Raw genomic sequence first — 15454 nt, 5'->3', positions numbered from 1 at the left:
TCTTGGCGAAGGCGTGTCCTCGGTTCACATAGCTCCCGTCGGCGTTTGGCCAAGGGCACGGACGAAGTGATTCACGGTAACTTCTTCCACGTCGTCGGAGGCCGGACGGCTCTTTCGCCGCACCTCTTCGGCATGGGCGAGGAAGCGGGCGCTTTGCCCCGGCACGAACGGGCGATCGGGATCTGGAACCGCGGACAGAAGCAGTTGCGTATAGGGATGGCGGGGATTGCCGATGACGGCACTGGTCTCGCCCCACTCGACCATTTGGCCTGCAAACATCACGACGACTTCCTCGGCAATGTGCGCGGCCGTGGCGATATCGTGGGTGATGTAAAGCATGGCGAGGTTGCGCTCGCGCTTGATGCGCGCAAGCAGTTCCAGGATGTCGAGCCGGATCGAAACGTCGAGCATCGACGTCGGTTCATCGGCGACGAGCACGTCCGGCCCGACGGCAAGCGCGCGGGCAATGTTGACGCGTTGGCGCTGGCCACCGGACAGTTCGTGCGGAAATTTTCGCGCGGTCACATCGGGATCAAGGCCGACATCGGAGAGCAGGCGCGCGACCGCCGCCCGTGCTTCGGCCCCGGTCTTCGCATGACCGTGCAGCAGGAGCGGCCGCGCAAGATGGTGGTAGATGGAGAACACCGGATTGAGTGAGGCGAACGGATCCTGAAACACCATCTGGATCGCCCGGCGACGCAACTTCTCCTCGGCACGGTCGCCGGCCTCGGTGACGTCGGCGCCGCGAAACGCCATCCCCCCCGATGTCGGCGCATCGAGCCGCGCGACGATGCGGGCACAGGTGGTCTTGCCGCAACCGGATTCGCCGACCAGCGCCAGCGCCCGGCCGGGTTTCAAGGCGAGCGAAATCCCCCGCAATGCCTCGACGGTGCCAAAGCTGCGCCTGATATCCTTGAGGCGTACGATCGCGTCGTCTTCACCGGCCATGGTCGTCGCTAGCGGCATCACGTTCATTCGACGACCCCCAGGCTGCGGACGGATGACGGCAGTTGCGGGATCGCGCCCCAGAGTTTCCGCGTGTAGTCGTGCTCCGGCGTCCGGCTGATCTGCTGCGTGTCGCCGACCTCGACAAGTTGCCCTTTCAGCATAACACCGATGCGGTGGCAGAGCTGCGCCATCAGGTGCAGGTCATGGGTGATGAACAGCACCGAGAAGCCGAGGCTGCGCTGCAGGTCGACGATCTGCTCCAGGATCTCTCGCTGCACCACCACGTCGAGCGCCGTCGTCGGCTCGTCCATGATGATCAGCTCCGGCTTCAGCGCCAGGCAGATGGCGATGACGATGCGCTGGCGCATGCCGCCGCTGAACTGGTGCGGATAGTCGTCGAGGCGACCCACCGGAATGCCGACGAGGCGAAACATCTCCTCTGCCCTGGCGCGTGCCTGAAGCCGCGTCGCGCCGGTGTGCCGGCGCAGCACGTCGAAGAACTGCGCCTCAACCCGCATCAGCGGATTGAGCGAGTTCATGGCGCTCTGGAACACCATGCCGATCCGCCGCCAGCGCACATTTTGAAGGGCAGCTTCCGGCATCTTCAAAAGGTCCTGCCCGTCGAGCAGGATTTCGCCGCCGGCGACCCAGGCCGGCGGTTTGGACAGCCGGGTGATCGCATAGGCAATGGTGCTCTTGCCGCAGCCGGATTCGCCGGCAAGGCCGAAGAGTTCGCCGCGGCGGACCTCGAAGGAGACGTCGTTGACGGCACGGAACGCGCCGTCGTCGAGCAGATAATCGACGTTTAGGTTGCGGATTTCCAGAAGTGCATCGCTCATCGGGCCGCCTCCAGCTCGCGACGGCGCAGTCGCGTCAGCCGCAGCCAGCGGCTGAGCGCCGGCCCGGAGCGAAGCTGCGGGTTGGCGATCTCGTCGAAGGTGAAGTTGATGAGTGCAAGACCAAGGCCGACGAGCGCGATCCCGGCGGCCGGGACGGCAATGTCCCACCAGGCGCCGACGATGATCGCCGAGGAGTTCTGGGCGTTGTAGAGCATGGTGCCCCATGTGACGCGCAGCGGATCGCCGAAGCCGAGATATTCGAGCGTCGTCTGGGCGACGATTGCATAGATGATGCTGCCGACGACGTTGATGCCGATCAGCGGCACCAGATTGGGCAGGATCTCGACGAAGATGACCCGCCAGTGCGGCTCGCCGACCATGCGTGCCGCCACCACAAATTCACGCTGCCGGAGCGCCATGGTCTGCGACCGGGTCATGCGCGCACCCCAGGGCCAGGAGGTGAGCGCGATGATCGCCATGATCGCCATCGGCCCGACCGTGCCCGCAAAGGATGCGAGCAGGATCAACAGCGGAATATTCGGGATGACAAGGACCGCATTGGTTGCAAGGTCCAGCGTCGCATCGGTGCGGCCGCCGAAGTAACCGGCGACGAGGCCGACGATGGTGCCGAGCGCGGTGATCGCAAGTCCGGTGGCGAAACCGACGGCAAGCGACGGCCTGGCGCCCCAGACAAATTGCGAGAAGACGTCACGGCCCATCTTCGTCGTGCCGAAGACATGCTCGGCGGTTGGCGGCTGATGCGAACGGCCGACGCGTTCGCTCGGATCACCCGGTGCCAGAACCGGCGCAAACAGCGCCATCAGGCAGAGCGTGAGAATGATGACAAGGCCGGCGACGGCTTTCTTCTGCCGCCAGAACAAGGAGACGCCCGCATTCATGCCCTGCCCTCCCTGATGCGCGGATCGACCACGCCGTAGATGATATCGACGAGGAGATTGGCGCCGAGTGTGGCGATCGTCATCAAGAGAAGCTGCCCCTGGATCACAGGATAATCGCGGGCGACGCTCGCGGTATAGAGCGTCAGGCCGAGGCCCGGATAGTTGAAGACGATTTCGGTGACGATCGAGCCGCCGAAGACGGCGCCCAGCATTAGCGCCAGATTGGTCAGCACCGGCAGCATGGCGTTGCGCGCCGCATAGCCGAACATCACGGCCGCTTCCGACAATCCCTTGGCCCGGCCCATGGTGACATAGTCCTCGCCGAGCACCGAGATCATGCTGGAACGCATGGTCGTCTGGAACTCGCCGATCAGATAGGGCGAGAGCGTCAGCACCGGCATGATCGCATGCAGGAAGACGCTGCCGAAAAAGGTGAAGTTCAGCCCCGGATCAAGGTTCGGATCATAGGCGTAGCCAACCGGCAGCAGCCGGAGCGTCACGCCGAAGGTGAAGAGAGTCGCGAGCGCGATGATGACAGGCGGAACGGCGATCATCACCACCGAGAAGGGCGAGACGAAACTGTCGAAACGCCCGCCGCGACGCCAGGCGGCAATCGCGCCGAGCAGCACGCCGACGCAAAGCGAGAAGACGATGGCGGTCACCACAAGGAATGCCGTCCACCCAGCCGAACGGCCGAGCACTTCGAGCACGGTTTGCGGATAATATTTGACCGAGACGCCGAGATCGAAATGGGCGAGCCCGACGACATAGTCGACGAACTGCTGCCAGATCGGTTGCTCGATCGCACCGAAGCGCGCCTTGATCGCCTCGACGGCCGCGGGCGTTGCCCGCGGTCCGAGTTGGGCGATCATGCTGTCGACGGGGGACCCCGGCATCAGCCGGGGAACCGCGAAATTCATGACGATCGCGAAGAGGAACGCCACGCAGTAGACGGTAAGCCGTCGACGGGAAAGTCGCATCGCTGAAACCCGCTTTCACTTATTGTACGGGCTTCAGGCGAAGCAGATGCACCAGCCGCATCCGGTTGTTGTCGTGATCCTCGGGGTTCATGACCGGCTCGTCCTTCGTCACCCAGCCGGTGAAGCGCTTGGTCGAAAACTGGTACCAGGTCGGACCGTTGAAGACGGGGACGACGGGCAGATTGTCGGCGACGATCACCTGCACCTGGTCGAACAGCTTCTTGCGCTCCTCATCCGTTGCGGCGCGGCGGTAATCATCGAAAACCTTGTCGAGGTCCGGGTTGGAATAGCGCGAGGGCGCGCTGGTGATACGCCCGCCGAAGCCGGTCGACAGCGACTGGAAGTAGCCGCGGAAAGGCGTCGGCCCGTCGGCGCGCGAATTCATCACCGCCTCGAAACTGCCGTCGAGGATCTGTTTCTGCCACTGCTCGTATTCGGGCGTGGCAACGGAAGCGTTGACGCCGATCTTGCGCAGACCTTCCGCCGCGATCTGCACCGCGTCGATCCAATCGGTCCAGCCGTTCGGCACGATGATCGGGAAGGCGATGGGCTTGCCGCTCGGCGTGGTGCGGAAGCCTTCGCCGTCCTTCTTGTAGCCGGCATCGTCGAGCAGCTTGTTGGCCTTGTCGATGTCATAGGCGAGCCACTCGTCCTGCGCGCCCTCGGCGGCCTTGTTGCGCCAGCTGTCGAAGCGCGGCGGCAGGCCGCTCGCATGGGTGTTGACGACCGGGTAGCCGAACCCGGCGATATCGACCATCGCGGTGCGGTCCATGGCAAGGCTGAAGGCGCGACGGAAGGTCATGTCGTTGAAGGCCTCGGCATTGCCGGGGTTCGACGACTTGAAGTTCATCTGGAAGGCAACTGTTTCGGCCGGCGGCTGCCAGTAGCCGTTATGCTCGGCATCGAGGCCGACATAGGTCTTGTCGATCTGCGGCAGGAACGAACCGAACCAGTCGATCGCGCCTTCCGGCAGGAGCGCCAGCATCTGGTCGTTGCCGGAGATCTGCGGCAGCTTCAGGCAATCGACCTTCAGCGTCGCGGCGTCCCAGTAGTTGGGGTTGCGGCACTGCTCGTAGACCTGCGGCGTGAAGCGGCGGATCTCGGTCATCGGGCCGGAGCCGACGGGCGTCTCGTTCTTGAAGGCCAGCGGATCCTTCACGTCCTTCCAGATGTGCTCGGGCACAACCGGGAAATCGGCAAGCGACTCCGGAAAATGCGTGTCCACGTCCTTGAGATTGATCTTCACCTCGGTCGGCGACGGCGCCTCTACGGAAGCGACGGTCTCACCGACGCCGACGGTATCGACGGCCGGGTTCTTGAGCATCATCTCGAGCGTGAATTTCATGTCGGCCGAGGTCAGCGGCTTGCCGTCCGACCACTTCACGCCGTCGCGCAGCGTGTAGGTGATCGACTTCAGGTCGTCGGCAAACTTGTAGGCCGTCGCCAACCGAAAGACCGGCTTGCCGCCGTCGTAATCGTTGAAGATCACCAGCGGCTCGTAGACGAAATCCATGGTGCTCTGGCGGCGCCCGCCGAGGTCGAACGGGTTGAAATTCTGCACCCAGCTCGTCTGCTCTTCGATGTGCATGGTGAGCACGGATTCAGCGCGCGCCTCTGCGGCGCCGATCATCATCAGCACGGTCGCGAGCGTCCCAAAACGCCATGCCGTACCGCTCCTCCCGACCCCCGACGCATTGCGCAAAGGCCGCATTTCCTCGACTGCCGTCATGACGAATTCCCCCTCAGGCTTCGTTGATCGAACTATTAAGTCAAGTAATTTGACTTAACGATAAGTCCGCCAAAGTCGCGCTGTCAATCGGGGTATTTTCGCCGAGACTAAAGTTATGGTGCGAACCGCCAAGTGGTATTTCGAACGAGAATACCAATTCCGAAAAAGCGGCGTTTAGCGGTTTGTTCAGGCCGCTAATTTGGTCGCAGACGCATCCAGACCGGGATCACGAAAAGCGAGAATCACTGCGCGGACCGACGAAGTTTGGTGGCTGCCGGAGCCGCCATGCCGGGCTCGCAGCGGCCGGCGCTAGGAGACAGTGCGCGTGCGACCGAAGGCACGCAGCAAGAGGTTCACGGAAACCGCGACCTTGTCGATATCAGGAATGTCCTGCGAGTAGCGCCCCGTATAGAGCTTGACGATCATCCGGTCGCGTTCCTTGCCGTCGAGGTCGTAGTAAAGGTGAAGATAGAAGCGCCGCTTGTCGCCGATACGCGATATGTCGCCGCGCCGCTGCGTCACTTGCCTCAGATCAGCCTGCAGCGGCTCGAAACCGTCGAGCCTGAGGGTCACCTGCGCAGACTCGAAGCGCACCTCCGGCGGAACCGCGACCACCGCCTTGTCGAGCGAGAGGCTGACCACGCGCCCCGGCGTCCCGTCGACATTGGCGGGCTCGTCGAGCTTGAAAGCCTGGAAAAGTCGACGCGGCTTTTCGAAACAGATCAGCGACGCGATGACGAGGACGACGATGTTGATCCCCGACCAGACGGCTCCGATCGCCGAGAACGCCCCTTGGACCTGCGCCGTTTCCGGCACAAGGTTGATCAGAAGTCCGAGCGCCGTGACGGCGATGAAAGCGGCAATCCAGGTAAACGTGTAGGCGTCGAAGCTGTTCGCCTCGTTGCCGGTGCCTTTCGGGGTTACCTTGAACGGCTTGCCGAAGGGCCGCACGAGGCTGGAGAGAACCGTCGGCAGCATGCGGAACGTCGCGAAGGTCCCGACCGCGCTGGAGACGACGGGCAGATAACGTGTCGGCGTGATCCAGAGCATCAGGAGGAAATAGGCCGCGAGCACCGGAAGCTGATTTGAGACATAGTCGGCAACGCCCGTGAAGCGCAGCGGCAAGGCGCCGAACCAGAGATAGGCGATCGGCACGAGCAGGACGATCAGGCGCACCACGTATTGCACCAGCCAGGACATGGGGAGAAACATGATCCGCTGGAACAACGACAGGCCCGGTCCACGCAAGGGACCGTTGTGGAGGTAAAGCGTCTGGATGCCACCCTGGCACCAGCGTTCCCGCTGGACGAAATAGCCCGTCAGGTTCTCGGCCGCCAATCCCATTGACAGCCGTTCGTTGAGGTAGCGGGTCTTGTAGCCCTTGTTGAGCATCGACAGCGTCGTCAACAGGTCTTCCGTGATCGACTCCGTCGGGAAGCCTCCGATCGCATCGACAGCCTTGCGGCGGGCGATCGAGCACGAACCGCAGCAGAAGCTGACATCCCAGACGTCACGGCTGGGCGCGATCTCGTCGAAGAACAGGCGCTGTTCGTCCGGCCAGATGTTCTCCAGGCCCAGGTTGGATTGGACCGGATCGACGTTGAAGAAGTGCTGCGGGGTCTGGACGATCCCGATCCCCTCGTCCGAAAAGAACGGCAAGGTGCGCTTGAGAAAATGGCGATAGGGGACAAAGTCAGCGTCGAAGATGGCGATGAAATCGCCCGCACTCGCGCGCAGCCCATTGTTCATGTTCCCGGCTTTCGCGTGCGCATTGTCCGTCCGTGTCAGGTGGACCGCGCCCCGCTCCGCGCAGAAGGTCTTCAGCCAATCACGCCGGCCGTCGTCGAGGACATAGACCTTGAACTTGTCCTTGGGATAGTCGAGCGCCAAAGCCCCGACAATCGTGCGCTCCAGGACATCGAGCGGCTCGTTGTAGGTCGGAATGAATACATCGACCGTCGGCAGATCCTGCGCCTCGCGCGCGAAGAACGTCTTTCCCAAACGGTCCGCCTCGAGACTGCGATCGACGTATCGGCTCATCAGAATGAGGAAGAGAACGACCTCCGTGAAGGCAAGGAGCTCGATGATGAAGACGATCCAAACCCACCAGACGTTGGCGCCATCGGCGGGATAGGGAAGGACAGTTTCGAAGAGGCGCCAGACCATGTAGCGCAAAGCGACCGCCCCGACGACCGCGCAGGTGATGGTGCGCGCCCAGCTTTGGTGCCGAGACCAGTTCGATGGCCCAAGCAGGAAGAAGGCGATCACCAGTAATGTGGGCGCGAGCGCTAGAAGAGGTTGAACCACAGCCCTTTGATCCACTGTGTCAGTTGCAGATTGTGCCGGGAGATGCGGACCTGGGCGGACCGCCCCACCTGGCAAAAATTGCCGAAATCGGTATTGAGAGCAGAGGGGAGGAGTTGAACGCGGATTCTCGCATCGCGCTCCTCGGCCTCCGGCTCCTTGGCGGCGAGATTGTCTTTCTCAACGACGGCGGAAGAGCCTTTGACGGCCTGCACCTTTCCCTTGAAGACTTCGCTCCGGCCGAGAAGCCGGACTTCCGCTTCGCGGCCCGGATAGATCTCGTCGTAATCGACTTCGGGAACGAGAATATCGACGAACAGTTCGCGGCAGTCGAGGATACGCAGCAGTTCGTTGTTCAGGATGACATTGGAGCCGTTGACGACGTTGCGGGTCCACACCACGCCGCTGAACGGCGACGCGATTTCTGCCAGTTCGAGACTGCGAACGCGCTTCTCCTCTTCCTCCAGTTGTCGTTCGGTCTGGTCGGCGCGCGTGCGGTTTTCGACGATGCGGGTGTTGATGTCGTTTATGCGAACGATCACCTCGTCCTGACGCTGACGTGAATAGGGCACGTCGTTTTGACCATCGCCAACGATGAATATCCCCTCCCGCAGGGCCATCAGGCGTTGTTCGAGAAGATCGAGCGACAAATTGCTGATCTCGACCTCGCCGCCCGTGGCCGCGCCGGCGGCGGTTGCCGCCTCGACCATCTTGCGGGTGAAGATCCCCTTGGATTCCAGCTCCTGCCGTCTGTCGAGGTCTACCCGTGCAACGACGTCCTGGGCACGCGACACCTCCACCCGCTTCTGCAGGATGCGAAGTTCTCGTTCCAGACTGGCAATGGTGGCGCTCTTGAATTTCTCGAGCCGATGGGCAAGCTGGTTGCGCAAGGCGACGAGTTCGTCCCGTTCACGCTCCAGCGCCGAGACGCGATCGGCAGCCGTCTTTCCTTCCGCCTGCAGGGAAGCAAGGATCGCCCGATTGACGCGTTCGTTGCGTATGGTCAGAAGCGTCTCGTCTTCGGCAACCGGCGTGCCGATGCGTGGCGGCGCCTGTCCTATTTCGCCATCGATCGGCGCATTGATGACCGCAAAGCGTGCATTTACAGTGCCGTCGAGGCTGGTAAAGCCCGTGAGGCCAGGCAGGAGCACGGCGATTGCAAGCGTGAGCAGCAGGACGCCGACGGTTATGCGTGTGATGCGATGGTTCAGGAGCATGCCTGCTGTTCCCACTCTCGAAATGCCAGGGCGGCAGACATCGGCGCGTCAATCCCGCGCGCAACTGCGGCTCCGGTCGCGTAAGCAAGATTGTGCGCAAAGGCGCGGAGGACAACCCTTAGAAATTGGTGCTTTTGGCATTCGGTTAACCAGTTGAGAACGATCAGCGCCCCCTGACACAACAGGGCGACTTCTCGATCCGGAACGATCATGCCGCGCAAATGCTTCGGGTTAATGTGAGAGTGGTCTTCAGGCGGCCGATCTGGACGGCAAAGCAACCTGACAGATCATGGCGAGGAAGATGACCAAGCAGCCCAGGATCTGGGAAAGGCCTAAGGGCGTCCCGAGAAACGCCAGCGCGAAGACGAGAACCCATACCGGCTCGCAGCACATGATCACCGATGCCCGCGCCGCCGAGATCAGCTGCTGGCCGCGAAACTGCAGGACGAAACGCAGGCAGGTCGAGACCAGGATGCTTGCCAGGAACCAGCCCCAGGTCTCGATCGAAGGGACTGCCCCGGGCATCTCTTCGACGAGCAGCGAAACGGCGAGGATGAGCACCCCTGCGACCACCAGCTGGATCGCGGCTACGGCCACCGCGCCGACCTCGGCGGAATTGCGTTTGACCAGCGCGATGCTCGCCGCCCAAAGCAGGGCCGAGACGACAAAATAGAGGTGAGCCGCCTCGACGCGGGCGCCGGGGCCAAGAAACAGCAGGCCCATCCCGGCAAGCGCGACGGCGATCGAGATCCAGAGCGCTCGACCGACCGGCCAGCCGAAGAACAGCGAGCCGAAAACCGGTACCAGCAGGTTGCCGGTCGAGGAGATGAAGGCGGCAACGCCGGGGTTCGTCGTCTGTTTCAGGCCGAAGATCCAGGCCATCATGGCGACGGCAAAGGCGAGCGCGCCGGGAAGCAGCAGGCGCACCGCCCTGCCGAGTTCGGCAACGGTCGCGAACCGCGCCAGGAGACCGATCAGCAGGCCGGCGATGACGAAGCGGCTGCCGAGGAAGAGCAGCGGCGGCAGCTCGGCTAGCGTATGGATCGAAAACAGCCATCCGGCCCCCGCCACGAAGGCCGCGATTGCGATCTGCAGGTCGGCAATCGGCTGGGAAGGGTGCTGGGCGGAACGATCAGAAGACATTTGGACACGAGAAAAGCTGGCAGGCCCGTAACGAGCGGCCTGCCGGCTTCTCTATCGCTTAAAACCGGGATCTACCAGTGATTGTTTGAGGCGAAAGGCCGTCTATTGGTTCGCCTTGGCGTAGTCCTTCATGTTCCCGGGCGTCACCAGTTCGAACGGAACCCAGATCTGCCGTTCCGTCTTTTCCTCCCGCGCCAGGGCCACGGCGGCATCCATCGCGGTTGCGCCCTGCGCGATTGCGTTCTGGAAGACGGTAACGTCGAGATCGCCGGCAGCCATCGCGGCAAGCCCGTCCGGCGTCGCATCGATGCCGCCGACCACCACCTTCGACATATCGGTGCCTGCCGCCTTCATCGCCTGGATCGCGCCGATCGCCATCTCGTCATTGTTGGCGATGACGGCATCGAATTCCCGTCCGGTCGAGAGCCAGTTGGTCATGATGTTGCTGGCCTCGAGGCGATCCCAGTTGGCGCTCTGCTCCTCGATCACGCTCATGCCCTTGCAGCCGTCGGTGGCTATGACGTCGTGGATATCCTTCGTGCGGGTCAGCGACGAATGGTTGTTGAGCGGGCCCATCAGCACGTAGACGGCACCCTTGCCGCCAAGCAGCCGGCACACTTCCTTCGTTTCCAGCGTGCCGGAGTCCACCTCGTTCGATCCGACAAAAGCCGCCGTTTCGGGAAGCGCATCGACATCGGCCGGCGGATGGTTGGCATAGACGATCGGAATGCCGGCAGCACTCGCCATCTTTGTCAGCGCCGGCGTGCCGTCACCATCGACGGCGACCACGACGATCGCATCAACGCCGGAGGAAATGAAATTCTGCACCTGGTCCAGCTGCTTGCTCGGATCGTTCTGGGCGTCCTCGACCTGGACCGACACGCCATCGAGCTTGGCTGCCCGGTCTTCCATGCCCTGACGCAGGATGGTCAGGAACGCGCTGTCGGAACGGGCAATGGTGATGCCGATGTTCTCGGCGTGGGCGGTGCCAGCCAGCAGAACCGACATGGCGGCAAACAGCAACTTCCTCATTCGAAACCTCCCAGGGGACCAGACGACTTATGAACGCTAAACGGAATGCATGATCCATTAAATGTCAATAATGAAACACACATTTCATTATGCGCAACGATGGAATGATCGAAACCCCTGCGAAACCCGGGATTTTCAGCGTGCGTAATCCTGATAAAATAAACCTATACGTGCACCGTCTTGGCACACGCACCGCGGTCGCCGGGGAGATTTCGACTGCGCCCTCGGGAAACGAGGGAGCCGCTTTCGGCTGTCGTCTCACCGGACATATCGGCGGCGCGCGGCGCATGCATCCGTGACTTTCACCCACCCAACCCAAGCTGTCGGCAGGAGATCCCGATGACCGTACAGGAAGCAATTCTCAACTTCGGCTATGATCCCACGATCAAGGAAGACGGCCCGCTGCTCCGGCCGCCGATACCGGCATCGCTGCCGAGCGCGGCAACCGTCAACGCGCTTTATCTGCCGCCGCCCAAGGCGCAGGGCACACCGAGCCATGTCGGCAGTCCCGGCAGTTGCGCCGCCTGGGCCACGACCTACGGACTTGCCAGCTATTGGGCGGCCGTCTCGACCGGCGAGGCGCCGTTGCAACCCGTGCGGCAGGCAAGCCCCGCCCATATCTACATCGAGGTGATGAAGAGCTACGGGAAGACGGGCTGCGCGGGATCACAGCTGGCCTCCTATCTCAACCTGCTCAAAGGGGGCGGCACCCCGAACTGGAAAACGGCTCCCTATTTTCCGAATTGTCCCGAGCTCTGGTCGCGCTACGATCCCGGCGCCCTTGCCGACGCCAGCTTCCAGATACCCGGCTGGGCGACGGTCGAGACCAGCGATCTCGACGCGATCAAGGCCGTCATCGTCGCGGGCGGCGCGCTTTGCTACGGCACGTCCCTGAACAAGGGCTTCATGCAATATGAAGGGCCAGGTGCGTTGAGAGGCCCGCTCGAAAAGTTGCCGAACACCGGCCATTGCATGTTGATCATCGGCTATGACGACGAGCAGCAGGCCATTCTCATCCAGAACAGCTTCGGAGAGAAATGGGGCTGCGAATGGAACGGACGTCACGGCTATATCTGGATGGGTTACGAGCTGTTCCAATACCTCGCCCAGGGCCAGGCGATGTACATCACCGCCTGACGTCGGACGGCTTGCCCGCCGCCCGATCTGCCATCTTCGAAAGGTGCCGTGGCGCTACTCTGCCGCCACGGCGGCGGGATAGGCTACGGTCTTTGCGTCCTCGGCCTCGAGGCTTTCCGCCGTCTCAGGCTCGGCGGAACCCTTCTTCGGTTCGCGACCGAAGAAGAGGGCATAGCCGGCCGGAAGAACCAGGATCGTCAGCACGGTCGCAACCAGAATGCCGCCCATCATGGCGTAGGCGAGCGGTCCCCAGAAGACACCGCGCGAGATCGGGATCAGCGCCAGCACCGCCGTCAAGGCCGTGAGCGTGATCGGCCGGAAGCGCCGCACGGCCGACCCGACGATCGCCTCGGCACGGTCCATGCCCGCCGCGATATCCTGGTCGATCTGGTCGACGAGGATGATCGAGTTGCGCATGATGATGCCGAGCAGCGCGATGACCCCGAGGATCGCGACGAAGCCGAAGGGCGCGCCGCTGATCAGAAGGGCGGCCGCCGCACCGATGATGCCGAGCGGACCGGTCGCGAGAACCAGCATCGCCTTGCCGAAATGCTGCAGCTGGATCATCAACAGGATGACGATGACGCCGAGCATGATCGGCGCCTTGGCGGCGATCGAGGCCTGGCTTTCGGCCGAATCCTCGGCGCCGCCCTGGATTGCGATCGAGTAGCCGGCAGGCAGGCTGTCGCGCAGCGGCTGCATCTCGCCGAACATCTTCATCGCCACGTCGTTCGGCTGCACGCCATCCGGCAGCGTGCCGCGCACCGAGATCGTCGGCAGCCGGTCGCGCCGCCATTCGATGCCCTGTTCGAGTACCGGCACGACCTTGGCCACCTGCGAGAGCGGTACGAAGCCACCGAAGTCGGTCGGGATGTAGATGGAGTCGACCGAGCTCAACAGCTTGCGGCTGTCCGCCGGCTCGCGGGCGACGATCGCCACTGTCTCCTCGCCGTCGCGGAAGTTGTCGAGCGGCGCACCGGTGACGCTCGCCTGCAGCATCTGGCGGATGCGCTGCGAGGTCACACCAAGCGCGCGGGCGCGGTCCTGGTCGATCACCAGTTTCATGCCCGGCACCGGCTCCAGCCAGTCGTCATGCACGGCGCCAAGCTGCGGGTTCTCGTGGAACTTCGCCTTGACGCGGTCGGCGATACGCCTCACCTCTTCTCGGTCCGGTCCCATGATGCGCATCTGCACCGGCCAGCCGGTCGGGGGGCCCAGGAACAGGCGATCGACCTTGGCGCGGATCGACGGGAAATCGGCGGCTAGAATTCCGCGCATCTTGGCGATCAGCCGTTCGCGCGCCGGCTCGTCCTTGGCCATCACGAGAAGCTGGGCGAAGTTCGGGTTGCGCAGCTGCTGGTCGAGCGGCAGGAAGAAGCGCGGCGCACCCTCGCCGATATAGGTGGCGATGAAGCGCTTGTCCTCGTCGTCCATCATACGGGCTTCGAGTGCCTTGGCCTGTTTCTCGACTTCCTTGATGCTGGTGCCTTCGGGCAGCCAGAGGTCGACGAGGATTTCCGGCCGCGACGACTGCGGGAAGAAGTTCTTCGGAATGAACTGGAATGCCCAGAGGCTGACGAAGAAGATGACGAGCGTCGTCGACAGCACGATGATGCGATGGCGCACGGCCCACGTCACCGTCGTGCGAAGATGGCGATAGAAGCGCGTGTCGAAGACGTCGTGATGGTTGCCCGCGTGGCTGCGCTGCTTCAGGAGCATGTTGCCGAGCCAGGGCGTGAAATAGACGGCGACGAACCAGGAAACGACGAGCGCGATGCCGACCACGTAGAACAGCGAGCGCACATATTCCCCGGCGGTCGAGGCGGCAAAACCAACGGGAATGAAGCCGGCCGTGGTGATCAGCGTGCCCGTCAGCATCGGGAAGGCGGTGGAGGTATAGGCGAAGCTCGCCGCTTCGACCTTCACCAAGCCCTCTTCCAGTTTTCGCTCCATCATCTCGACCACAATCATGGCGTCGTCGACCAGGAGCCCGAGCGCAATGATCAGGGCGCCGAGCGAGATGCGCTGCAGGTCGATGCCGAGCTCGTACATGATGGCGAAGGTCGCGGCCAGAACCAGCGGGATGGTGATCGCGATCACCAGGCCCGAACGCCAGCCGATCGACAGGAACGACACGACCAGCACGATCGCCAGCGCCTCGCCGAGCGCCTTCATGAATTCGCCGACCGCTTCTTTCACCACTTCGGGCTGGTTGGAGACCTGGTCGACCTTGACGCCATAGGGCAGCGACGCCTCGAAGCGCTCATAGGTCGCCTCCACCGCGTTGCCGACATCGGTCACCTTGAAGCCCTTGGCCATGACGACGCCGATCTGCACGCTGTCTTGGCCATTGAAGCGGAACTTGCGCGAATAGGGATCCTCGAGACCGGAGCTGACCGTGGCGATGTCACCAAGCCGGGTGATCTGGCCGCCGGCGCGAAGCCTCAGGTTCTTCAGGTCCTCCACCTTGTCGAGACTGCCTTCGACCGAGATGCGCACCGAGCGCGTGCCGGTATCGACCGCACCCGCCGGATCGATGTTGTTCTGACCGGCAATCGTGCTGCGCAGATCGTTGAGCGTCAGCCCGCGCTCGGCCAGCGCATTGGACGAGACGTCGATATAGATCTTCTCCGGCTGGTCGCCGATGATGACGGCCTTCTCGACGCCGGGCGTCGTCAAAAGCATGTCGCGCGCCTGGATGGCGAATTTCTTCAGCTCCGGATAGCTGTAGCCTTCGCCGCTCAGCGAATGCAGCGTGATGAAGGTGTCGCCGAATTCGTCGTTGAAATAGGGACCGAGCAAGCCTTCGGGCAGCTCGTTGGAGATGTCGCCGACCTTCTTGCGGACCTGATAGAAGGCGTCCGCCACCTGCTGCGCGTTGGTGTCGCCTTCGACCTGCAACGTGATGATCGCGCTGCCGGCACGCGTATAGGAGCGCACGAAATCGAGATGCGGCGTTTCCTGCAGCTTGCGCTCGATCTTGTTGACGACCTGGTCCTGCATCTCCTCGATCGAGGCGCCCGGCCAGAAGGCCTGCACGACCATGACGCGGAAGGTGAAGTCCGGGTCTTCCTTCTGCCCCATGCGCATCAGGCCGAAGACGCCGGCAAGGATGATGAGGCCGAACAGGAAACGCGCCATGCTTGGATGCGCGATCGCCCAGCGGGAAAGGTTGAAGGGCCGCTTTTCGTCGGAAGAGGAGGTGGTCATCGGCTCGGTTCCGCGG

The 15454-nt window shown here is 62.9% G+C and carries 11 protein-coding genes; 1 reads left to right on the top strand and 10 read right to left on the bottom strand.

The genetic code is table 11. The features are described from left to right. Positions 1-24 precede the first annotated feature (24 nt). From OKW20_RS10780 to OKW20_RS10740, 9 genes are all read right to left on the bottom strand, one after another. Entirely contained in the window at positions 25-975 is a 951-nt protein-coding gene (locus OKW20_RS10780; protein ID WP_429172082.1) for an ABC transporter ATP-binding protein, read from the bottom strand. Then, positions 972-1787, bottom strand: coding sequence for an ABC transporter ATP-binding protein (locus OKW20_RS10775; RefSeq protein WP_429172080.1), 816 nt, complete (start codon positions 1785-1787; stop codon positions 972-974). The genes OKW20_RS10780 and OKW20_RS10775 overlap by 4 nt, the downstream gene beginning before the upstream one ends. Beyond that, the gene (locus tag OKW20_RS10770; RefSeq protein ID WP_429172078.1) at positions 1784-2686 is read right to left on the bottom strand and encodes an ABC transporter permease; all 903 of its coding nucleotides are present in this window, start codon (positions 2684-2686) and stop codon (positions 1784-1786) included. The genes OKW20_RS10775 and OKW20_RS10770 overlap by 4 nt, the downstream gene beginning before the upstream one ends. Then, positions 2683-3666 carry an ABC transporter permease gene (locus tag OKW20_RS10765; protein ID WP_429172076.1) on the bottom strand — a complete coding sequence of 328 codons (984 nt, stop codon included), beginning with the start codon at positions 3664-3666 and terminating at the stop codon, positions 2683-2685. The genes OKW20_RS10770 and OKW20_RS10765 overlap by 4 nt, the downstream gene beginning before the upstream one ends. Before the next feature lie 19 nt (positions 3667-3685). After that, complete coding sequence (locus OKW20_RS10760; protein WP_429172336.1) at positions 3686-5299, bottom strand: ABC transporter substrate-binding protein; 1614 nt, start codon at positions 5297-5299, stop codon at positions 3686-3688. 405 nt (positions 5300-5704) lie between these two features. Then, a complete protein-coding gene (locus tag OKW20_RS10755; RefSeq protein WP_429172074.1) occupies positions 5705-7702 on the bottom strand; it encodes a glycosyltransferase in 1998 nt (665 codons plus the stop codon). Further along, the gene (locus OKW20_RS10750) at positions 7684-8916 is read right to left on the bottom strand and encodes an HlyD family secretion protein (protein ID WP_429172072.1); all 1233 of its coding nucleotides are present in this window, start codon (positions 8914-8916) and stop codon (positions 7684-7686) included. Before OKW20_RS10750 ends, OKW20_RS10755 begins: the two co-directional genes overlap by 19 nt. Before the next feature lie 249 nt (positions 8917-9165). Further along, positions 9166-10059, bottom strand: a complete 894-nt coding sequence (locus tag OKW20_RS10745; protein ID WP_429172070.1) for a DMT family transporter — start codon at positions 10057-10059, stop codon at positions 9166-9168. Positions 10060-10161: 102 nt separating this feature from the next. Further along, the gene (locus OKW20_RS10740; RefSeq protein WP_402321225.1) at positions 10162-11091 is read right to left on the bottom strand and encodes a sugar ABC transporter substrate-binding protein; all 930 of its coding nucleotides are present in this window, start codon (positions 11089-11091) and stop codon (positions 10162-10164) included. 339 nt (positions 11092-11430) lie between these two features. Between OKW20_RS10740 and OKW20_RS10735 the strand changes: the two genes are divergently transcribed. Further along, on the top strand, positions 11431-12228 hold the full coding sequence (locus OKW20_RS10735) for a C1 family peptidase (protein ID WP_429172068.1): 798 nt from the start codon (positions 11431-11433) through the stop codon (positions 12226-12228). A 54-nt stretch (positions 12229-12282) separates the two neighbouring features. Here OKW20_RS10735 and OKW20_RS10730 read toward each other — a convergent pair whose 3' ends face one another. Further along, positions 12283-15438: an efflux RND transporter permease subunit gene (locus OKW20_RS10730; protein WP_429172066.1), complete on the bottom strand. Its 3156-nt coding sequence runs from the start codon at positions 15436-15438 to the stop codon at positions 12283-12285. Between the last annotated feature and the right edge of the window lie 16 nt (positions 15439-15454).

It is taken from the genome of Ensifer sp. LBL (genome assembly GCF_050435225.1).
GTDB lineage: Bacteria > Pseudomonadota > Alphaproteobacteria > Rhizobiales > Rhizobiaceae > Ensifer.
Note: the sequence above shows the minus strand (reverse complement) of the source record. Positions and strands in the feature narration are given on the sequence as shown.